Source organism: Pseudomonas sp. (assembly GCF_050739935.1).
Taxonomy (GTDB): Bacteria; Pseudomonadota; Gammaproteobacteria; order Pseudomonadales; family Pseudomonadaceae; genus Aquipseudomonas.
Genome location: NZ_JBOICF010000098.1, coordinates 43,532 through 64,969, shown reverse-complemented (window position 1 = coordinate 64,969; position 21,438 = coordinate 43,532). Strand labels below are relative to the sequence as shown.

18 protein-coding genes and 1 pseudogene are annotated in these 21,438 nt (G+C 60.4%); 8 read left to right on the top strand and 11 right to left on the bottom strand.

Annotation, left to right across the window (positions count from 1 at the left end; all coding sequences use genetic code 11):
- Positions 1-84: 84 nt before the first annotated feature.
- From ACRER8_RS19570 to ACRER8_RS19530, 9 genes are all read right to left on the bottom strand, one after another.
- Positions 85-3,189, bottom strand: coding sequence for an error-prone DNA polymerase (locus ACRER8_RS19570; RefSeq protein ID WP_431747854.1), 3,105 nt, complete (start codon positions 3,187-3,189; stop codon positions 85-87).
- Positions 3,186-4,616, bottom strand: coding sequence for a Y-family DNA polymerase (locus tag ACRER8_RS19565; RefSeq protein ID WP_431747853.1), 1,431 nt, complete (start codon positions 4,614-4,616; stop codon positions 3,186-3,188). Before ACRER8_RS19565 ends, ACRER8_RS19570 begins: the two co-directional genes overlap by 4 nt.
- A gap of 7 nt (positions 4,617-4,623) precedes the next feature.
- The gene (imuA, locus tag ACRER8_RS19560) at positions 4,624-5,241 is read right to left on the bottom strand and encodes a translesion DNA synthesis-associated protein ImuA (protein ID WP_431747858.1); all 618 of its coding nucleotides are present in this window, start codon (positions 5,239-5,241) and stop codon (positions 4,624-4,626) included.
- On the bottom strand, positions 5,241-5,858 hold the full coding sequence (gene lexA / locus ACRER8_RS19555; RefSeq protein WP_431747852.1) for a transcriptional repressor LexA: 618 nt from the start codon (positions 5,856-5,858) through the stop codon (positions 5,241-5,243). Before lexA ends, imuA begins: the two co-directional genes overlap by 1 nt.
- A gap of 358 nt (positions 5,859-6,216) precedes the next feature.
- Positions 6,217-7,017 (bottom strand): isocitrate lyase/PEP mutase family protein, encoded by an 801-nt coding sequence (locus ACRER8_RS19550; RefSeq protein ID WP_431747851.1) that lies wholly within the window; start codon positions 7,015-7,017, stop codon positions 6,217-6,219.
- Positions 7,018-7,096: 79 nt separating this feature from the next.
- Entirely contained in the window at positions 7,097-7,636 is a 540-nt protein-coding gene (locus tag ACRER8_RS19545; protein WP_431747850.1) for a methylated-DNA--[protein]-cysteine S-methyltransferase, read from the bottom strand.
- An 85-nt stretch (positions 7,637-7,721) separates the two neighbouring features.
- Positions 7,722-8,642: a DNA-3-methyladenine glycosylase family protein gene (locus ACRER8_RS19540; RefSeq protein ID WP_431747849.1), complete on the bottom strand. Its 921-nt coding sequence runs from the start codon at positions 8,640-8,642 to the stop codon at positions 7,722-7,724.
- 221 nt (positions 8,643-8,863) lie between these two features.
- Positions 8,864-9,544 carry a hypothetical protein gene (locus ACRER8_RS19535; RefSeq protein ID WP_431747848.1) on the bottom strand — a complete coding sequence of 227 codons (681 nt, stop codon included), beginning with the start codon at positions 9,542-9,544 and terminating at the stop codon, positions 8,864-8,866.
- Positions 9,545-9,758: 214 nt separating this feature from the next.
- Entirely contained in the window at positions 9,759-10,895 is a 1,137-nt protein-coding gene (locus ACRER8_RS19530) for an MFS transporter (RefSeq protein ID WP_431747847.1), read from the bottom strand.
- A gap of 333 nt (positions 10,896-11,228) precedes the next feature.
- Between ACRER8_RS19530 and ACRER8_RS19525 the strand changes: the two genes are divergently transcribed.
- From ACRER8_RS19525 to ACRER8_RS19495, 7 genes are all read left to right on the top strand, one after another.
- Positions 11,229-12,215, top strand: a complete 987-nt coding sequence (locus ACRER8_RS19525) for an aliphatic sulfonate ABC transporter substrate-binding protein (protein ID WP_431747846.1) — start codon at positions 11,229-11,231, stop codon at positions 12,213-12,215.
- Positions 12,212-13,045, top strand: coding sequence for an ABC transporter permease (locus ACRER8_RS19520; RefSeq protein ID WP_431747845.1), 834 nt, complete (start codon positions 12,212-12,214; stop codon positions 13,043-13,045). The genes ACRER8_RS19525 and ACRER8_RS19520 overlap by 4 nt, the downstream gene beginning before the upstream one ends.
- 274 nt (positions 13,046-13,319) lie before the next feature.
- Complete coding sequence (locus ACRER8_RS19515; protein ID WP_431747844.1) at positions 13,320-14,342, top strand: LacI family DNA-binding transcriptional regulator; 1,023 nt, start codon at positions 13,320-13,322, stop codon at positions 14,340-14,342.
- A gap of 128 nt (positions 14,343-14,470) precedes the next feature.
- Positions 14,471-15,295, top strand: a complete 825-nt coding sequence (locus ACRER8_RS19510) for a sugar phosphate isomerase/epimerase family protein (RefSeq protein ID WP_431747843.1) — start codon at positions 14,471-14,473, stop codon at positions 15,293-15,295.
- A complete protein-coding gene (locus ACRER8_RS19505) occupies positions 15,288-16,253 on the top strand; it encodes a sugar kinase (protein WP_431747842.1) in 966 nt (321 codons plus the stop codon). The genes ACRER8_RS19510 and ACRER8_RS19505 overlap by 8 nt, the downstream gene beginning before the upstream one ends.
- Before the next feature lie 86 nt (positions 16,254-16,339).
- Positions 16,340-17,656 carry an MFS transporter gene (locus ACRER8_RS19500; protein ID WP_431747841.1) on the top strand — a complete coding sequence of 439 codons (1,317 nt, stop codon included), beginning with the start codon at positions 16,340-16,342 and terminating at the stop codon, positions 17,654-17,656.
- Between the two features lie 15 nt (positions 17,657-17,671).
- The gene (locus ACRER8_RS19495) at positions 17,672-18,679 is read left to right on the top strand and encodes a 2-hydroxyacid dehydrogenase (RefSeq protein ID WP_431747840.1); all 1,008 of its coding nucleotides are present in this window, start codon (positions 17,672-17,674) and stop codon (positions 18,677-18,679) included.
- A 151-nt stretch (positions 18,680-18,830) separates the two neighbouring features.
- Here ACRER8_RS19495 and ACRER8_RS19490 read toward each other — a convergent pair whose 3' ends face one another.
- Together ACRER8_RS19490 and ACRER8_RS19485 are read right to left on the bottom strand one after the other, a co-directional pair.
- Positions 18,831-19,694, bottom strand: a complete 864-nt coding sequence (locus ACRER8_RS19490; protein ID WP_431747857.1) for a methyl-accepting chemotaxis protein — start codon at positions 19,692-19,694, stop codon at positions 18,831-18,833.
- Positions 19,689-20,441, bottom strand: a pseudogene (locus tag ACRER8_RS19485) (MCP four helix bundle domain-containing protein); the annotation flags it as partial. The pseudogene ACRER8_RS19485 and the gene ACRER8_RS19490, both read right to left, overlap by 6 nt.
- A gap of 639 nt (positions 20,442-21,080) precedes the next feature.
- Between ACRER8_RS19485 and ACRER8_RS19480 the strand changes: the two are divergent.
- Entirely contained in the window at positions 21,081-21,362 is a 282-nt protein-coding gene (locus ACRER8_RS19480) for a DUF1652 domain-containing protein (RefSeq protein WP_431747839.1), read from the top strand.
- Positions 21,363-21,438: the final 76 nt, after the last annotated feature.

Genomic DNA, 21,438 nt, shown 5'->3' with positions numbered 1-21,438 from the left:
CGGTATGTCAGTGAACATATACCTAGCTGATACACCGCGTTCGCCAGCAAGCCGGCGCCTACACGGTGAACGGTGGCTGAAACATCACTTGAAATCCCGACTGCGCACATCGAGCCCGGTGAGCAGCGGGGACAGGTCGAACAGGCGTTGCGCGATGATGTGGCGCACGCCTTTCTGGTATTCGAACTTGCCGAACACCTGCATCAATTGCGACCCCACCAGCACCTTGCGCTGACGTTCAGCCAGGTCGCGCCAGACCACGACATTGATCATGCCGTGCTCGTCTTCCAGGGTGACGAAGGTCACGCCACTGGCGGTGCCAGGCCGCTGCCTGCCGACCACAAGACCCGCCACGCTGAAATTTCGCCCGTGCTCTTCACCCAGCAAATCCTTCGAACTGCGAAACCGCTTGGCCGCCAGTTTGTTGCGTAATAAAGCCAGGGGATGTGGACCCAACGTGGTGCCAAGGGTGTCGTAATCGGCCATCAGATCCTGCGCCACGCTGGGCAGCGGCAATGGGACCTGTGCTTCCTCGGCAAAACAATCATCGCCGAACAGCGGCCGTTGCACCTCGACCCCGGCAATCTCCCATCGCGCCCGATGACGATGGCCCACCAGCCCGCGCAACGCCCCTGAATCGGCCAGCGACGCCCGCGCACGGTTGTCCAGATCGGCGCGTACACACAGATCGGTCACGTCCTTGAATTCGCGCTGATTACGCGCCTGCTCGATGCGCCGTGCGTCCTCCTCGCGAAACCCGCGAATCATGCGCATGCCCATGCGAATCGCCAGATTCTGCGTGTACTCGCGGCCCTGAACCGGTTCCAGCGAGCAATCCCAGTCGCTGTAGCGAATGTCCACCGGGTGTACGTCGATGTGATGGCGGCGAGCGTCCTGCAACAACTGATCAGGACTGTAGAAACCCATGGGCCAGCTGTTGATCAGGGCGCAGGTGAAGGCCGCGGGTTCGTGGCATTTGAGCCAGCAACTGGCGTAGGTGAGCAAGGCAAAACTGGCGGCGTGGGATTCCGGGAAACCGTAGCTGCCGAAACCCTTGATCTGTTCGAAGATGCGCACGATGAAATCTTTGGGATAACCATTGGCCTGCATGCGAGTCGCCAGCCGTTCCCTATGCGGTTCCAGCCCGCCATGGCGTTTCCAGGCCGCCATCGAACGGCGTAACTGGTCCGCCTCCCCCGGCGTGTAATCGGCGGCGATGATAGCCACCTCCATCACCTGCTCCTGAAACAGCGGCACACCCAAGGTGCGTTCGAAGACTTCCTTGAGGCGTGGCGGGTAGGTGATCGGCTCTTCTTTGTTCCGGCGTCGCAGATACGGGTGCACCATGTCGCCCTGAATCGGCCCGGGGCGGACGATGGCGACTTCGATCACCAGATCGTAGAACGTCTGAGGTTTGAGACGGGGCAGCATCGACATCTGCGCCCGGGACTCGATCTGGAATACGCCGATGGTATCGGCGCGGCTGATCATGTCATAGGTCGGTTTGTCCTCGTTGGGGATGCTGGCGATCGTCAGGTCGTAGCCTCGATACCGGGTGACCAGATCGAAGGTTCGGCGCAAGGCACTGAGCATCCCGAGGGCCAGAATATCGACCTTGAGCAGGCCCACCAGATCCAGATCATCCTTGTCCCACTGAATGATGGTGCGGTCGGCCATGGCAGCGTTCTCAACCGGGACCAACGTCTCCAGCGGGTGTTCGGAGATGACGAAGCCACCTGGATGCTGGGACAAATGCCGGGGGAAGCCGATCAGTTCACCGGTCAGCGTCAATACCCGGCGCAATACCGGGCTGTCGGGTTCGAAGCCACATTCGCGCAGGCGTTCAGCAGGCGGCAGATTATCGGTCCAGCGCCCACAGGCATCAGCCAGGGCGTTGATCTGGTCCGGCGGCAAACCCAGCACTCGCGCCACATCCCTGATGGCACCGGCGCCGTGATAGGTGCTGGCCACTGCGGTGAGCGCCGCCCTGCCCCGGCCATATCGGCGGAACACGTATTGCAGGACTTCTTCGCGTCGTTCGTGCTCGAAATCGACGTCGATGTCCGGTGGCTCGTTGCGTTCTTCGGAGATAAACCGTGCGAACAACAGCTTGCCCTTGCCTTTGGCCGGGTCCAGTTCAGTAATGCCCAAGGCGAAACACACCGTGGAGTTGGCCGCCGAACCGCGGCCCTGACAGAGGATCGATTGCTCTCTGGCGAAACGAACGATGTCGTGAACGGTGAGGAAGTAACTCTCGTACTCCTTTTTGGCGATGATCCCCAACTCATGTTCGATATTCTGCCGCGCTATAGTCGGAATGCCTGTCGGCCAGCGTTTGCGCGCACCTTCTTCGGTCAAATGACGCAGCCAACTGCTCGGGGTGTGGTCTACCGGCACCAGTTCCCGGGGGTACTCATAGCGCAACTGGCTCAGATCGAAGGTGCAGCGCCGGGCAATGGTCAGGGTTTCTGCCAGCAACTCTGCCGGGTAGAGATCGGCGAGCACCGAGCGGGGTCGCAGATGCCGTTCGCCATTGGCAAACAGGCGGTGCCCGGCCTCGGCCACGGTGGTGTGATGACGAATCGCAGTCATGGTGTCCTGCAATGCACGACGACCACGGGCGTGCATATGCACGTCACCACTGGCGACGGCAGGAATGTCCAATCGCCGGGCCAGTGTCAGTAGCCTGGCGAGACGGCTTTGGTCGTCGGGCCCACAATGTAACTGCACGCTCAACCACAGATTCTGACTGAAGGTTTCCCGCAACCACTGACCTTGCGCCTGTAGAAGCTCGGCGCGATTGTCCAGATCAGGCAGCCACAACGCCAACAACCCCGCCACAGGCTGCTCGAAGTCTTCACGCAGCAGTCGGTACTCGCCCTTCTTGCTGCGCCTTCGACCTTGAGTGATCAGGCGGCACAAGGCCTGATACCCGGCGAGATTCTCCACCAGCAGCACCACTTTCGGCCCGTTCTCGATGGTGATTTCGCTGCCGACGATCAAGCGCAGCTCACACTCTATGGCGGCCTGCCAGGCACGCACGATCCCCGCCAGCGTGCACTCATCGGTGATCGCCAACGCCTCATAGCCGTGCAATTTCGCCCGTTCGAACAGCTCCTTGGCGCTGGAAGCCCCCCGTTGAAAACTGAAGTTGGACAGGCAGTGCAGCTCGGCGTAATCGCAACTCATGCAAACCAGCCATGCAACAACAGGGCGCTATCATTGCCCACGCTGCGATAGGCCCAGCCGCGCTGGCCGCTGCGGGTTTCGATCAGGTAATAATCACGGCGTACATCCCCGCCGTCCCACCAGCCCGACTCGATACGCTCGGGACCGGCCAGCATGCGTAATCCAGGTTCTGTGAGCGGTTCGGGTTCGCGCAGCAGCCAGCCCGGACGTGGAACCTGACTGAAGCCCGAGGCCGGTTTGCTGAGCGAAGTCGGCTGCCAGGCACATTCGGGTCGATGATCGGCATGGAAGCTCAAACCCCTTACTGCTTCGTCGCCAAGCCGTGCTCTGAGCCTTTCACGCAGTTGCTCCCAAGGCATGCTTTGCTGAGGGCGCTCATCGAACAACTCTCGATGGGACGGCACGAAGGCCGGCAGGTCTTTGGCTTGCAGCTTCAAGGCACGCACCGGTGACGGCACAACCACTTGTTCCAGCCGTCCGCGAGCCAGTTCGAACAGCATGTTGGCCTCGCGCTCGGCACTGAGCAGGCCCACTGAAATCAGCGTGTCCGGTGCCGTACTGCCGACACCCGGCACATGCTCCAGGTGAATCACGAAGCGCTGCACGCCGCTGTCACGCCCGCCGAGAAACAACGCCAGATCGGCGATCATGCGCTTGAGGGGGAACAGGAGCGCCTGATGGGACTCAACATCGAAATTCAGTTCGATGCGAGTCTCGAAATGATCCGGCGGCACATAGCACTCCAGTGGCATCGGTCTGCGCCCGAGCAAGGTGTCCAGATGCTGCAGCACCTGTGCAGGGAAGCGACGAGCCAAGGTATCGCGCGGCAAGGCCAGCACCTGTCGCAGGCGATGCAGGCCCATGCGCCCAAAGGCGGTCGACACTTCTTGAGACAACCCCAGGCGATTGACCGGCATCTCCTCCAGTATCAGCCGAAGGCTGTCGTTGCAGGTCACTGCCAGACCATCGTGGGCATTGGCCAGCATCCGCGCCGCCAGCGGATTGGGTGCCACGACAATGCGATGACTGAAGCCCATGGCCGTCAACTCCTGGCGCAGGCGGGCTTCGAACACTGGCCAGGGACCGAACAACGCGAAGCTGGATTCGACCTCCATCAGCAATACCCGCGGGTATTTCAGGCTGACCTGGGAGCTGAAGCGATAGGCCCACGCCGCCAGCAAACGGTGCCAGTGCTCGGTTTGCTTCGGGTCGTATTCGACCGTGTCGAACTCGCGGGTCATGGCATGTGCGGCGGTGAGCGACTGGCCGGGACGCAAACCCAGCTCGCGGGCCGTAACGTTGACGGTTTGCAGTACCCGGCGCTGAGCCGTACCGCTGATCAAGGCCAGCGGTCGGTCAGGCTCGGCGCGACGACGCATGACGCCGTCCAGCGCCAATTGTGGCAAGAGGATACAGGCCCAGAGCATGGAAACCTCAGGCGTCGGTAGTAAAAGGAATCGGTGAAGAAGGCGCCAGTCCGCCACGGCATTTGAGCACCCGCAATTGATTCGGGCGCATGTCGATGGCGATGCGCAAAGCGGCTGGCGACGGATTGGCAGCGGCGTGTTGCCCGCGACAGGCGAAGGCCAGGGTTTCGCCGGTTTCCGCCGCCACCTGCAAGCGGCGCAATGCGCGGTCATCGACCCTGGAAGGCCAGCACAGCACAGCACCGCAACTGCCGGAACGCAGGCATTGCTCTACGGCCCACAAAGCATCGGCGTCGCTGGCGTTGATCACCGACAACTGACGCAGGTCGACACCCGCCGATTGCCAGGCCTGGGGGTATGGCACATAAGGGGGTGCCACCAGCACAATGCGTTCGCCGCTGTCAGCCAATCGCGCCAGGGTCGGCCATAAAAGACGCAACTCACCGCTGCCGTTGGCCGGGATCAGGATTTCCGTCAATGCAGCGGGTGGCCAGCCACCGATGGGCAGAGCGGCATCCAGCAGTGGGTGGCCGGTGGGTTGCGCGGCAACCGGCTGAACCTCTGGACGCCCTCTCCAGACCCGACGCTCGTTCAGCAGCGCATCGAGGCTGACTACCGCGCCCATCATTCCCGACGCACCAGACCGCAGAACACGCCTTCGATGGCGAAGTCCTGATCGGGGCGCACGACGATGGGTGCATAAGCCGGGTTGCGCGGCAGCAGACGAAATTGGTCATCGCCGCGCTCCAGACGCTTGATAGTGACCTCTCCCTCCAGCCGGGCCACAACGATCTGACCGTCCTTGGCATCGGCACTTTGCAGAATACCCACCAGATCGCCGTCGAAGATGCCGTCTTCGATCATCGAATCCCCACTTACCCGCAGCAGGTAATCAGGGACGCGCAGGAAGGTTCGGTTGTCCAGAGTGAAGGTGTCGTGGATATCGATATCGGGGCCGATCGGTGCACCGGCAGCCACCCGGCCCAGAATCGGGATCTCGAGCATTTCTGCTCGGCGTTTGGGTTCGATGAGGCGAATGCCACGGGCCTGATTGGCCATGACCTCGATGAAGCCTGCCTCGGTCAGCGCCACGATATGTTTGCGCGCCACGCTGCGCGAAGCGAAGCCAAAGGCTTCGGATATTTCCGCAAGGCTGGGCGGCTGGCCATTTTCTGCGATGCGATCACGAATGAACGTAAGGATGGCAGCGCGTCGGGGGGATAAGGTCGTCATGGAGTACATTTGTACTCTTTTCGGATAAATCTGGCTAGAGCCATCCATCTGCAGATGAATGGTCTGATGCAGATCCCCGTGGATTTACAGGCCCGCTTCAGATGCGCCCGAGAGATCGAAGGCATGCACCTCCCCCCTATTGGAGCGCGCTTGCCCGCGAACGCGCTGGGTCAGCAGCTATAGAGACGTTGTCTGCCACACCGGTTTCGCCAGCAAGCCGGCTCCTACAGAGATTGTGCTAGCCCAAAATCCCGGTGCGCCGCATAAATCTGTTGCGGCCGGCCCACGATTGCGTCAGGTCACACACTGCGTCCCTGAACCGCCGATCGCATTCGCGGGCAAGCGCGCGTCTACTGAGAACGGCGCATTACTGAAATAACGCTTGAATCTGCGGATACCCCAGCGAGCTTTGAGTCACCGCCTCCGAGCGCCCTTCTTCAAGGAATTCACGCCCCAGTTGCTCGGCAAGGCTCAATACGCTCACCGCGACACTGGACCCGGCGCTCAGGCGATGCACACCCAGTTTCGCCAGTTCATCTGCCGCAGGCAGCCCCGGCCGCGCCAGAAGGTTGATCGGCAGGTCCACCCCCTGAACCACGGTCTTGATTTCGTCCACCGCCACCAGGGCGGCGACGAACAGACCATCGGCTCCTGCTCGCTGGTACAACTGCCCGCGCTTGAGCGTTTCCTCCACCCGTAATCCTTCAGCCACAAGACTGGCCAGGTAGACATCCGTGCGGGCGTTGATGAATACATCCAACCCACTGTTGGCTGCCATGTTCTTGATTGCTTCGATCTTGCGCGCCAGCAGTTCAGGCGCATCCGGGCCGTCTTCGAGGTTGATGCCCACCGCGCCGACATCCAGCACGCGCTTGACGTTTTCCGCGACCGTTTGCGGATCGTCCGAGTAGCCGTTTTCGATGTCCACCGTCAGCGGCACCTTGATCAGCCGAGCAATGTTCTCGGCGACGCTGACCGCCACCTCCACCGGAAATACACGGCCATCGGCATAGCCCTGAGCCCACGCCACCCCCGCGCTGGTGGTGGCAATGGCCGTCGCGCCGAGGCTTTCGAACAGCCGCGCACTCATCGCATCCCAGGCATTGGGCAGGCGCAGAACGGTGGATTGGTGGTGAAGGTCACGAAAGGTCTTGGCAGAAGCAGGCATTTTCATCTCCATTGAGGGGTGTTTCCAAAATTTTCTTTCATCGCACAGGCATCATTCCTGTAGCACTCCGGCCGTGAGTCTAGAACAGCGAAGCCTGGGCGGAGGGAGCATTTTGCGCCCGCTTTTTCGACAACACCGGCATCCCGCCTTCCAGCGTCAGCAGCAATTGCTTGGCCGCCAGCCCGCCGGCAAATCCGGTCAACGCCCCGGAACTGCCAATCACCCGATGGCATGGGGCGATGATGGAAATCGGGTTCTTGCCATTGGCCGCACCCACTGCGCGGACAGCAGCGGGATGGCCGATCTGGATGGCAATCTCCAGGTAGCTACGGGTCTGGCCAAAGGGAATCGAGAGCAATGCCTTCCAGACTTTTTTCTGGAACTCGGTGCCCTGAAAGTCCAGCTCCAGGTCGAAACGATTGCGCGTTCCAGCGAAGTATTCAGCCAGTTGCTGCTCGGCTCGGTCGAGGATTTCGCTGCCCTGATCTTCACTCATGGCGCCGAGCAACACGCGATTGGGACGATCGTTTTCCCAGAGAATCGCCGCGAGGGCCGAACCTTTGGCGATCAGTTTCAACTGGCCGACCGGAGAGTCGATGAAGCGATATGTGAAGGTCATGGGAGGATTCCTCGTCTGCGCGATGTGCCCATACTAACTGCCCCAACTTCCAGGCCCCATCCATATCTTGCGCTCAAATTCGCCTTTATCCACCCTTGGCCTTGCCTGCCACATCCGCCGCAGAATTCCAGATATGCATGGCGGCGTAGGCACGCCACGGTTTCCAGGCTTCAGCGCGAGCCTTGTGCAAGGTCAGACGAGTCAGGCTTGGGTCCTGTAACGTCATCAGGTTCATCAGCACCAGATCCGAAGCCGGCCAGGCGTCCGGGTCGCGCCAGGCACGCATGGCGATGTACTCGACGGTCCAGGGCCCGATGCCAGGCATCGCCAGCAATTGACGACGCAACTCAGCGATGTCGCCATGACTGACATTCAACGAGATCTCGCCGCTGGCCACGCCCGCTGCTACTCGCTGCAGGGTTTCTACTCGCTTGCCGGGCATGCCGATCTTGTCCAGATCGACTCGCGCCAGCGCATCGGGCGTTGGAAAGCGCCAGGCCAGTTGTTCGAAAGGGCTGTCGGGAACCGGAACCCCCGCCCGCTGCACCAGCCGTCCGACAATGGTGGTGGCGCCCTTGACGCTCACCTGTTGGCCGACAATGGTCCGCACTACCAGCTCAAACCCCGAAAAAGATCCCGGCACCCGCAAACCCGGACGCCGGTGCACCAGCGACGCCAGCCACGGATCACTGGACAGGCGCCGATCGATTTCCTCAGGGACCGCATACAGATCGAACATGTGCGAGATCGGCTCGATCAGCTCATCAACATACCGACTGACCTCGCCATGCACTGTCGCAATCAGATGATCGCCTTGCGGTGCCATCTCCACCGACAGCGTCCCCAGGCTGCCCTTGAACTCGATATGGCGCATGTAGGCGCCATCGATCACGGCTTCGACGCCCACGGTCATGCGTGCCGCAAAGAAGTTGAGCATGCGCTGCCAGTCGAAGGGAGGCTGGAAGGGTAAGAGACGTGTGGCCTGGAGGTGGGAAGTTTCGAGCATGAGAGAAAACCGCAGGAACTCGGACCGGCTGAACGCTAACGCAGTTGTAGGCCGAATACAAAGCTCAAGGAGAATCACGTCATTGTAAGAGCCGGCTTGCTGGCGAGCGCCTTGGATCAGCAAACGCTTGGTGGCTGACCTATGCGTTCACTGCTGTCGTAACCTCCGACGTTTCCCACAAGTATTGCGGCAGACCCGCGGGACTGTTTACGCGCGCATCATCACGTCGGACAACCCACCGCTCCATCATTCAGATTCTGCTTGTAGTTCTCGTACTGCAGAGTTGCCTTGCCATCGTTCCATTTCAGGGTCAGGACCAGCACCGAGTCGAAATCGTCGCCCATCCAGTCATTGACCAGCTTGAGATCCTCGCCGGAGGCTTCTTCGGCGACCTTGTTGATCAGCTCTGGCAGGTAACCGTGGGACCAGGCTGTGTAAATGGTCGCGTCGTGGTATTTGTCGCTCATCAGCTCATCGGCCAAATCACTGGTGTCATTGGCCGCGAAGTCGATGTTGATCGGCAGCCCGAGCTTGATCGCGCTCGGGCCAACGGTCATCAAAGGCCTTAGATAACTGTAGGAGCGATCGCCTTCCCCCTCCTCCACATGCCGGCTCGGGTTGGCGGCGAAGATGAAATCGGCCTTGCCGAACGTGTTGGGCAGCACTGTAGACAAGTCGATGGCGCGGTTCAGGCCCTGACAATTCAGTTGTCCCAGGCCCATGTCAGGCTTTTCCGCATGGCGCAGGAACACCAGGGTCTGCGTGCCGTTCTTCGCCTCCGCGTGAACGCCCCTGCCCACGGTGAACCAGAATACCGCTGAGCAGATCAGCAGAAACGGCAGGAGGAAATAGGCGACACGCTGCAGCGCAGAAGAAGAAACAGGTGATTTGAAAAAGGTCATGATGGCCTGGGTTCTGATGGTGATGCGTGAGGGGCTGAGCGCCCTTTGTAACGTCCCTGTGAACTGGCATTTCGCTAGCCGATGCAGGCTAACGACGTTTTATGTCCGTATGAAGAATGACCATCAGATGTGAAATTGCCTCAGAGGTTGCACGCAAGCCCCTGATTTTCGAGATTAATCGCCCAACGGTATGAGTGGATGTCTGGACGAGCCGTTATGCAGTGACTTCGCGCACTTTATAGCGACTGCACACCACCGCACTGATGACCACCGCCAGACCCGCCAGGCTATAGACCCAGGATGGCGATGCGATGGGCAGTAGAACCCCGGCCAGCAAGGGCCCGACTCCCGCGCCGACGTCTCGCCAGACGGCGTTCCCCGCCAGCGCCTGAACCCGCCCCGCTCCCGGATTGCGCTCCGCCACCAAGGTGGTTACCAGCGGCAATTGCAGCGCGCGCAGGATCAATACCCCGCCTGCGCCGATGATCAGCCAATGGAAGCCGAATGCGGTGAGGGCCAGCGTGGTTAGCGCTGAAAACACCACCAGCATGCGCACCGCGCCGTAACTGGCGGCAGCACGTCCGCCCAATGGGCTCAGGAGCATTTCCGAGACGTAACGCAACGCCAGCAGCACCCCTGCGATGAACACCGCATTGCCGCCGAGCACCGACTGCGCTTGCAACGACAGACCGAAAATGAACAAGCCGTCCAGCGCGACACCCTCGATGAAGGACCACATGGCCACACTGTCCGGAGCCTTGAAACGGCGTCCTGTCGCGCTCGGCATGGCGTGAGGGATTGCCGGCAAGCCTTTGGCGACGATCAGCCCGGTCAGGGAGAAGAATGCCAGGATCAGGAAGATGACTCGCGGGCCAAAGTACATGCTGACCAATGCCCCAAGCGGCAACGCGAGCATCGGACCGATCGCAATGATCGCCCTTGAAGTGCCCGCTCTGCGTGCAGCGCCTGCCGGCTCAGAGGTCGCCAGCGCCTGGGTCGAAAGATTCAACGCGGCGTAGCTCAGGCCCCAGCCCAGACGCAGGATGAGCAACAACCAGAAGCCGGAGATGAATGAGTTGCCCAGCGCGCACAGCATCGAGACAGTCGCCGCCAGCATTACCGCAGCCCGGTCGCCTCTATCCGCATAGAACCGCACCACGTAGCTGTATCCGAAGATTCGCACAAGACGGTTGGCCGCCAGCAACACTCCGGCCTCGGCCAGACTGATGCCGAACGCATCGGCGTTCATCGGCAACAGCAGGTACAACAGGACATCGCTGGGCAGGCATAGGCTGAGAACGGTCGCCGAACGGCGGGAGGCTGAATCGGCATCTCGGGCAGAGGCAGACATTCGCAGAAAAGTCCTGTAACAAAAATGAAAAATGCAGCATGAAGACCGCAGATGCTGCTGACAACTGTTTTGATGGGTATTTAAACGGTCGTCATGGGGCTGGATCGTTGCGCCAGACGACTTGCTGTTCCTGCAGCAACAGCGACTCAGCAAAGTGCTGCGCAGGCAACTGTTGAAATGCTGCCCCTACCTATGGAACTTGCCGTCCAGTCCCTTGAAACCGTGCATGGCACAGAGCCTGCATTATTCCATTTACGCAGGCTGACTCGCGCTGACTGCTGATTTCGACATAAGCAGCCTTGCGCAGCTTCCGCCCCTAGACTGGAATTGATCATGACCGCGTTCCCTCGCCTACCCACCGTTCTGAAGCTCCTGGCCGGAGCACTGGCCCTGACACTGCAACCTTTCGCTCAGGCTGCTGAAGCACCGCCTGCCGAAGTCCATCTCGATTACGCCTATTACTCGCCGGTCAGCCTGGTGCTCAAGCATTTCGGCTGGCTGGAAAAAGCCCTGCCCGACACGAAAGTCAGTTGGGTCTTCAGTCAGGGCAGCAACCGTTCGCTGGAATACCTCAACAGCGGCGGCGTTGATTTCGCCTCCTCTGCCAGCCTGTCTGCGGTATTGGCCCGCGCCAACGGCAGTCCGATCAAGTCGGTCTATGTCTACAGCCGCGCCGAATGGACCGCTCTGGTGGTGCGCAAGGATTCGACACTGAAAACCGTTGCCGATCTGAAAGGCAAGAAGATCGCCGCCACCAAAGGCACCGATCCCTACCTGTTCACCCTGCGCGCGCTGCAAGAGGCCAAGCTGACCAAGGACGATGTCGAGCTGTTGCATCTGCAGCACCCGGACGGCCGCATCGCCCTGGAGAAAGGCGATGTCGACGCCTGGGCGGGACTCGATCCTCACATGGCTGCCAGCGAAATCCAGGCCGGTTCGCGCCTGCTGTATCGCAACAAGGACTTCAACAGCTATGGCGTGGTCAGCGTGACCGAGCGTTATGCCAAGGAGCATCCGGAAGCGATCAAGACCGTGATCGGCGCCTATGAAAAAGCCCGCGACTGGGCACTGAAAAACCCCGAAGAGTTCGCCCAACTGCTGGCCACTGAATCCGGCCTGCCGCTGGATGTCGCCAAATTGCAGCTGACCCGTACCGACCTGAGCAACCCACAGCTGACCGACAAGGATGTGACCGCGTCCAAGGCGGCGGCGCCGATTCTGGTGTCCGAAGAACTGGTGCGTAAGGGCACGAATGTCGATCAGGTCATCGACCAGTTGATCGATCCGGCCTTCGGCAAAGCCGTCATCGGCAAACCATGAGCATTTCCAGAGCCCAGACGCTGAAGTCCGAAGAGGCCGCAACGCCCGCTCCGCCTGCGTCGCCTGCGCGCTGGCGGGTACGGCTCAAGGGTCTGGCGGTGCCGGTGGCGGTGCTGCTGTTGCTGGAAGTCGTCGTACGCATCGGCTGGGTGCAGTCCTACCAGATGCCCGCTCCCAGCGAGATTTTTTCAACGCTGACAGACCTTGCCAATGGCGCGTTGTGGAAACACATCAGCGCCAGTCTGTTACGGGTGCTGAGCGGCTTTGCCATTGGGGCGAGCCTGGCGCTGCTGTTCGCCGCCTGGGTGGGCCTGAGTCGCGAGGCCGAAGCCTATCTGGAACCGACCTTCGCGGGCCTGCGTTCGATTCCGAGCCTGGCCTGGGTGCCGTTGTTGCTGCTGTGGCTGGGCATAGGCGAGACATCGAAAATCGTGTTGATCGCCATCGGTGCGTTCTTCCCGGTTTACCTCAATGGCGTCGCGGCCATTCGCGGCATCGACCGCAAGCTGGTGGAAGTCGGCAAGATGTATCGCTTCAGCCAGCGGCAGATGATTGTGCATCTGTTCCTGCCGGCGGCCCTGCCCGGCCTGTTCACCGGGCTGCGGTCGGGGTTGAGCCTGGCGTGGATGTTTCTGGTGGCAGCCGAGCTGATCGCCGCTACCAAGGGCCTGGGCTACCTGCTCAGCGATGGCCGCGAGACGTCACGCCCGGATATCGTCCTCGCCGCCATTATCGTTCTCGCACTGCTGGGCAAACTCAGCGACGGCGTGCTGGCGATGCTGGAGAAACGGTTTCTGGCATGGCGGGATACGTTCAAGGGTAATCAGTGACCCCAAGAGCGACCCAAGACCTGTGGGAGTGACTTTGCTCACGAAATGCTGCCGTTAAGACCCTGCATTCGCTGTGGCTGTCCTGACCCCCTTCGTGAGCAAGCTCATTCACACAGCGATTGTGTCCGACGCAGGCTCAACCTCTCCCCCCTCCTCGCCTTTTATCCGATCCCGAGTTGACGTCGCTCGCGCTTTGGTGTTTCCTGAAACCGGTTTCAGAGCAACACACGCTCTGCGAAAAAAGCCTGCTGATAAGTCCAATAAGGGTCAGGCCGTGAACAGTATTCCGACATCGACGCGTGCCCGCGTCACCATGAATGACGTCGCCGATATGGCCGGCGTATCGAAAGCCAGCGTCTCGCGCTTTATTGGCGAAGACCGTCAATTGCTGTCCGAGGCCATAGCCCGACGCATCGAACACGCCATCGAAACCCTCGATTATCGCCCCAACCAGATGGCCCGCGGCCTGAAACGCGGCCGTACCCGCCTGATCGGCATGCTGGTGGCCGACATCCGCAACCCCTACTCCATTGCCGTCATGCACGGCGTCGAAACCGCTTGCCGCAAGCACGGTTACAGCCTGGTGGTGTGCAACACCGATTGCGATGACGAGCAGGAACGCCTGCATCTGGCGGCGCTGCGTTCGTACAACATCGAAGGCCTGATCGTGAACACTCTCGACCGTCACCTTGACGAGCTGCGCCAGTTGCACAGCGAATTGCCGATGGTGCTGGTGGACCGCAAGGTCGATCAACTGGAAAGCGATCTGGTCGGACTGGATAACGTCGCCACCGTCAGGCAGGCGCTGGACCATCTGCAAGACGCCGGCTATCGCGACATCCTCATGGTTACCGAACCTCAAGACGGCACCAGTTCGCGGATCGAGCGTGTCGAAGCGTTCGCCAAAGGTATCGCCCAACGCTCCGGCATGCGCGGTCAGGTGTGTGAAACCGGCGCCACGCTGCGCGATGAGTTGCGTACCTTTCTCGACCAGCGCGGGCATGGCCCCAAAGCCCTGTTCACCGGCAATGGTGTCGCGACCTTGAGCACCACGCGTCTTTTGCACGACCTGGGCTGTCAGCTGTTCGACGACATCGGCCTGATCGCTCTCGACGAACTGGACTGGTACCCGCTGGTCGGCAGCGGCATCACCTCCCTCGCCCAACCTACCCACGACATCGGCGTCACGGCCTTTGAGTGCCTGCTCAACCGCCTGCGTGGCGATCAGGAGCCGGTGCGGCTGTATGACTTCCCTGCTCGGTTGATCGTGCGCGGCTCTACGCGAGACAGGTCCTGAAGATTCCTTGATAGCTCCGCTGTACTCAGTGACCGGCAGCGCTGGTCCATAGCTCTATTTTTCCGGCGAACTTTTCCCGAGTTCGTCAGTTCGAACAAAAATGAAACCGGTTTCAGAGGACAAGAACAATGAACCGATTCCCCGTTGCCATCAGCCTGGGCGCCTTCGGTGCCGACCTCGTGCGTGAGCGCGGCCAGGCCAGCTTCATTCCGCTGCTGGCTGACGCTGGCGTGACGCGCATCGAACTGCGTGAAGAACTGTTCACTGGCGACCTCGCGCGCCAGGATTTTCCGGCCCTGGCCGAAGCTATCCGCGCTAAAGGCCTGGAATGCCTGTACTCGGCGCCTCTGGAACTCTGGCTAGAAGACCAGAAGCTGCCCAACCCGGAACTTGAACCGACCCTGCAACGGGCCAGCGCCTGCGGCGCCGCATGGTTGAAGGTCTCGCTGGGGCATCTGACCGAAGACAGCGATGTGGCCGCGCTGGCCGACCGCCTGGCCCGCTACGACGTGCATCTGTTGGTGGAAAACGACCAGACGCCACAGGGCGGACGCATCGAACCCTTCACCCGCTTCTTCGCTCAGATCGACGCGCTGCAGATGCCTATCGGCATGACCTTCGATATCGGCAACTGGATGTGGCAGGAACAGTCGGCCAGCGCCGCCGCGCAACAACTGGGCCGCTACGTCGAGTACCTGCATTGCAAGGCGGTCTCGCGCAACGCCGCTGGCAAACTGGTTGCCATGCCACCGCGCCAGACCGACCTGCACCTGTGGGAGCAACTGCTCAAGCACATGCCGATCGGCCTGCCGCGCGCCGTCGAATACCCCTTGCAAGGTGACGATCTGCTGGAGGTAACCCGGTTTCACGTCGACACCCTCGCCCGTCTCGGACAGCGCATTGACCAACCCGAACACAGCGCAACATCGCCGGAGGCCCTGAGCCATGTCTAAGATCGATATCCTCTCCTTCGGCGAGACCATGACCATGCTGGTCGCCGAACAGACCGGCGATCTGGCCGCAGTCCGGCACTTTGAAAAACGCATTGCGGGGGCCGACAGCAACGTCGCCATCGGCCTGTCGCGCCTGGGCTTCAAGGTCGCCTGGCTGAGCCGCGTCGGCAACGACTCCATGGGCCGTTTCGTCGCCGACAGTCTGCAACGTGAAGGCGTCGATTGCAGCCATGTAACCGTCGATCCTGCGCATCCCACGGGCTTTCAGTTCAAATCGCTGGAACTCGAAGGCGCGGACCCGGTGGTCGAGTATTTCCGCCGGGGTTCGGCGGCCAGTCATCTGTCGGTCAACGACCTCGTTCCCGATTTGCTGAAAGCACGACACTTGCACGCCACGGGCATTCCGGCGGCGCTGTCCGAAACCTGTCGCGAGTTGTCCCACGTGCTGATGACGCAGATGCGCGACGCCGGTCGCAGCGTGTCGTTCGACCCCAACCTGCGGCCTTCGCTGTGGTCGAGCCAGGCGACGATGATTCGTGAGATCAACCACCTCGCCAGCCTCGCCCACTGGGTAATGCCGGGCATGGCCGAAGGCGAATTACTGACCGGTTTTGACACCCCGGCCGACATCGCAAAGTTCTATCTGGACCTGGGGGTTGAAGCCGTGGTGATCAAGCTCGGCGCGAAAGGCGCGTATTACCGCACCCAAATGAATGAAGCCTTCGTGCCCGGCGTGCCGGTGGCCAAGGTCGTCGATACGGTCGGCGCGGGCGATGGCTTCGCGGTCGGCGTGATCAGTGCGCTGTTGGAAAACCTCGGCTTTGCCCAGGCTACCGCTCGCGGCAACTGGATCGGCAGTCAGGCGGTGCAGAGCCGGGGCGACATGGAGGGCTTGCCGACTCTCGCCGCCCTGCGTGCCGCCGAATCCGAACCCAGCGCAGAACGACAGACCGCCTGAGCTTTTTAACCAAGACCCGTTATCAACCTGCACACACCGTTCCCATCACCTGCTGCGACAAAAACAACATCCTCAGGGAGCCCGACATGGAAAAGCTACTCGCAACCGTGAAACACGCAGGCCTCAAGCGCCGCTGGCTGCTGATCATGCCGATCGTGTTCATCACTTACAGCCTGGCCTATCTGGACCGCGCCAACTATGGCTTCGCCGCTGCATCGGGCATGGCCGAAGACCTGCACATCACCCCCGGCATGTCGTCATTGCTGGGGGCGCTATTCTTCCTCGGCTACTTCTTCTTTCAGGTGCCGGGTGCGATTTACGCGCAGAAGAAAAGCGTGAAGAAGCTGATCTTCGTCAGCCTGATTCTCTGGGGCGCTTTGGCGACCCTGACCGGGATTGTGTCCAACGCCTACATGCTGATCGGCATTCGCTTCATGCTCGGTGTGGTCGAAGCGGCGGTGATGCCGGCCATGCTGGTATACCTCTGCTACTGGTTTACCAAGGCCGAGCGCTCGCGGGCCAATACCGTGCTGATCCTGGGTAACCCGGTGACCATGCTCTGGATGTCGGTGGTGTCCGGTTACCTGGTGGCGCATTTCAGCTGGCGCTGGATGTTCATCGTCGAAGGCGCGCCGGCCATCATCTGGGCCTTTATCTGGTGGCGCCTGGTAGACGAGCGCCCCGCTCAGGCCAAGTGGCTGACCACCGAAGAGAAGACCGAACTGCAAACCCGCCTGGACGCGGAGCAGGTCGGCATCAAGCCGGTGAAAAACTACGCCGAGGCCTTCCGCTCGCCCAAAGTCCTGCTGCTGTCCGCTCAATATTTCTGCTGGAGCATTGGCGTCTACGGCTTTGTGCTGTGGCTGCCAACCATCATCAAGAAAGGCATGCAGATGGACATGGTCGAAGCCGGCTGGCTGTCCGCGTTGCCTTATCTGGCCGCGGTGATCGCCATGGTCGTGGTGTCCTGGGCGTCGGACAAGACTCAAAAGCGCAAACTGTTCGTCTGGCCGCCACTGTTGCTGGCCGCCGTCGCGTTTTACGGCTCCTACGCGCTGGGCACCGAGCATTTCTGGTGGTCCTACTCGCTGCTGGTGATCGCCGGGGCCTGCATGTACGCGCCTTACGGGCCGTTCTTCGCCATCGTTCCGGAAATCCTCCCGTCCAACGTCGCGGGCGGTGCCATGGCCCTGATCAACAGCCTCGGCGCGCTGGGTTCGTTCGCCGGATCGTATCTGGTCGGTTACCTGAACGGTATCACCGGGACACTGAGCGCTTCGTACCTGTTCATGAGCGGCGCGTTGCTGGTGTCGGTGGTGCTCACGCTGCTGCTCAAGCCTGACAACACAGTAAAGCCCGTGCGCGATGAACCGAACGTTCGTCGCACTCCCGCGCACCCCTGATCTGGAAAACGTCTGATGACAAAGCATGTCGTTCTATACAAGAAACTCTCGGCGCCGCTGATGGAGCGCCTCGAAGGCGCCGCTCAGGTGACGCTGATCGACGACCCGAAAAGCGCGGACGGCCTGGCCCGTCTGCGCGACGCCCTGCCCGAGGCTGACGGCCTGCTCGGAGCGAGCATCAAACTGGACGCGAAGTTGCTGGATCTCGCACCGAAGCTCAAGGCTGTATCCAGCGTCTCGGTGGGGGTCGATAACTACGACATCGACTACCTGACCCAACGCGGCATTCTGCTGACCAACACCCCGGACGTGCTGACTGAAACCACCGCCGATACCGGCTTTGCGCTGATCATGGCCACGGCGCGGCGAGTGGTGGAGCTGGCCCGCATGGTTCGCGACGGGCAATGGAAAGAAAATATCGGACCCAGGCACTTCGGTACCGATGTCCATGGCAAAACCCTGGGCATCATCGGTATGGGACGGATTGGCGAGGCGCTGGCGCAACGTGGACATTTCGGTTTTGGCATGCCGGTGATCTATCACAGCCATTCACCCAAGCCAGCTGTGGAAGCCCGTTTCGACGCGCAGTATCGCAGCCTGGACGCGCTGTTGCAGGAAGCCGACTTTGTCTGCCTGACGTTACCGCTAACCGCTGAAACAGAAGGTCTGATCGGAGCCGAACAGTTCGCGCTGATGCGTCCCGAGACCATCTTCATCAACATCGCGCGGGGCAAGGTGGTGGACGAACCAGCGCTGATCACGGCCTTGCGCAACGGGCAGATTCGCGCGGCCGGGCTGGATGTGTTCGAGCGCGAGCCGTTGGCGACCGACTCACCGCTGCTGCAATTGGATAACGTGGTGGCGACCCCGCATATGGGTTCGGCCACATTCGAAACCCGCGAGGCCATGGCCCGCTGTGCGGTAGAGAATATGATCAGTGCGCTGGCTGGCGAGCGGCCGAAGGATCTGGTGAATAAAGCTGCCTGGAAAGCAAACGGTCGCTCTGGCGCCCCAACAATCTGACGACGCCGACATTCGACTACGCAGCGTATTACTGTAGGCGCAGGCTTGCTGGTGAACGTGGCGGGTCAGTCGATATTCATGTGACTGACCCGCTGCGTTCGCCAGCAGGCCGGCTCCTACAGCTTCAATCGGTGTTCCCGCGTAATCCGCATCACACCACAAACCGCGTCACCATTGCCTTCAAATCCACCGCCAGGCGTGACAGTTCATGACTGGCCGCGCTGGTCTGGTTCGCCCCTGCTGCCGTTTGAGCCGCCAGGTCCCGGATATTCACCAGATTACGATCGACCTCCCGGGAAACCTGCGCCTGTTCTTCCGAGGCGCTGGCGATCACCAGGTTGCGCTCGTTGATCTGGGCGATGGCTTCTGTAATGAGTTCCAGCGCGTCTCCCGCCGAACTGGCCAGACTCAAGCTGCTGCGCGTGCTGTCGGTATTGCGCGACATCGACTGCACGGCATCACCGGTACGGGTCTGAATCCCGGCCACCATCTGCTCGATTTCCGTGGTCGATTGCGCAGTGCGATGAGCCAATGCCCGCACTTCGTCCGCCACCACCGCAAACCCACGCCCCGCTTCACCAGCACGGGCCGCTTCAATCGCGGCGTTGAGCGCCAACAGGTTGGTCTGCTCAGCGATCGATCGGATCACGTCCAGCACTTTGCCGATATCGCGGCCCTGCTCAGCCAGCCCCTCCACCAAACCGGTGGTGGCCTGGATCTGCTGGGTCATGTCCTGAATCGACTTGACCGTCTCGACCACCCGATCACGACCCCGCCGAGCGGTTTGATTGGACTGCTGAGAGGCCTCGGAGGTCGATACCGCGTTGCGCGCCACTTCTTCCACGGCAGCGGTCATCTCGTTGACAGCGGTCGCCGCCTGCTCGATTTCGTTGTTTTGCTGTTGCAGGCCACGGGACGATTCTTCGGTCACCGCGCTCAGCTCTTCGGCAGCAGACGCCAGCTGCGTGGCGGAACCGGAAATCAACTCAATGGTTTTACGCAAGTTCTGTTGCATGGTGTGCAGGGCTTTCAACAACTGCGCCGCTTCGTCATTACCATCAACTTCGATAGGACGGGTCAGATCGCCAGCGGCAATTTCTTCGGCTGCGCGCACCGCTCTGGATAGAGGGTTCAGGATACTTTTGGTCAGTAACCAGGCCAGTAAGATAGTCAGCAGCGCCGCGGCGACCGACACGGCAATAACGCCGATGTTGGCACCGTCGTACTGTTGTTTGGAGACGACGGCCGCCGCTGTGGCAGCGTTTTTATTGATGGTGATCAGTTGATTGATCTGCACGCCCATGAGGTCGGTAGCATTCTTCATGCGCGTATTGATCAGGGTGCGCATCTCCCCGGTTTTTTCCTGACGCGACAGATCCAGAACTTGCGCCTGGACGTCGAGGAAAGTCGCCAGCGTCGCTTCGAACTGCTGGAAGACCGCCAACTCTTCACCTTCGCAGGGCAGCGCTGCGTAGTTCTTCTTCGCCTCCTGCAGCTTGCCGATCAGCTCGGCGATACGCCCGTCGGTTTCGCGCAACGCCTCCGGCTCGCGGTTGACCAGCGTGCGGAAAGAGGTGATGCGCAGGCGTAAGGTATTTTCCAGCATGTTGCCCAGGTAACCCACGCTAGGCAGTTGGTTGGCCTCCATGTCAGTAGTGGCCTGGCGAATGACGGCCATGCGGTTCAGAGAGAAAAAGCCCAGCCCGATCACCAGAATGGCAATAAAGGCGAATCCCAAAAACGCGCGGGGCGCGATCTTCATGTTTCTTATCGACATGGCACTTTTCTCTTGATAGATCGGGCTGAAGGCATCCATGCGAAGATCAAACGCCTGAACTTCACGTCGTCTCTCGGGACAATGACGACCGCAACCTGACAGGCAACTTAGTGCATTTCACTTGCACTTGATTGGCTATCGGCAGCACGGGAGTTTTTATTCAATGAACTTTAAAAATTTTTTTCCGAATTTTCCTGGCCGCTAAATAAACCGGTGAAACGGTTGCATGTGAGTTTGGTGATACGCCCAAATCTGCTCAGTTCGTATTGACGTCGGCTATTCAGGCCCTGGTGACTTCCTGAGCGCCCAAAGGAGCTTGCCGAAAGCTGGCTGTTTGCCTTAGCAACAAATATCGATTCAGCAAATGCTCAGGATGTTTTTCAGTTATAACGAAATATGACGTGGATCATGAAAGCGTAAATTTTTCTTGGCGTCGGATTTTTTTCTCTTTTTTGTAAGAAGTCGGTGCTACCTTTATCTGACTCGTGATCTGTGGACCCATGCTTCGACCAACGCGGACGAGAACAAAGCTGCGCTGTGCTCTGGCACACGTGTTGCGCCGTTCCTCGAAGCTGGTTGACAGACACCGTTTTCCCTGCCCTGCGGAGCTCTGGAATTGCTCGATTGAACGAGGTGGGTCCCATGAATAAAGTCACGTTCCCAAACGCCTGTCAGCTGATGCGCTGGCATTTCCATCCCGTGGGCTTCGAAGCCAACATGGATGCACCCAGCAGTATGGTCGCGCGTCTGTTCGACCGTGCCAGTGGCGAGACGGTGATCGCGATTGCCGGGATTCCCTGTTCGACCGTGATGAACGCCATGGACGTGGAGCGCATCATCGAAGCGATCGAGCTGGAGCTTGAGACCTTCGTTCCGCAGCAGACGCTGTATCTGAATCAGGCTTGATACTAGGCGCTGAATCAAACACCTATCTGTAGCAACATGACTTGCCGGCAGTGATGCCCTCGGGATCGCTGCTGGC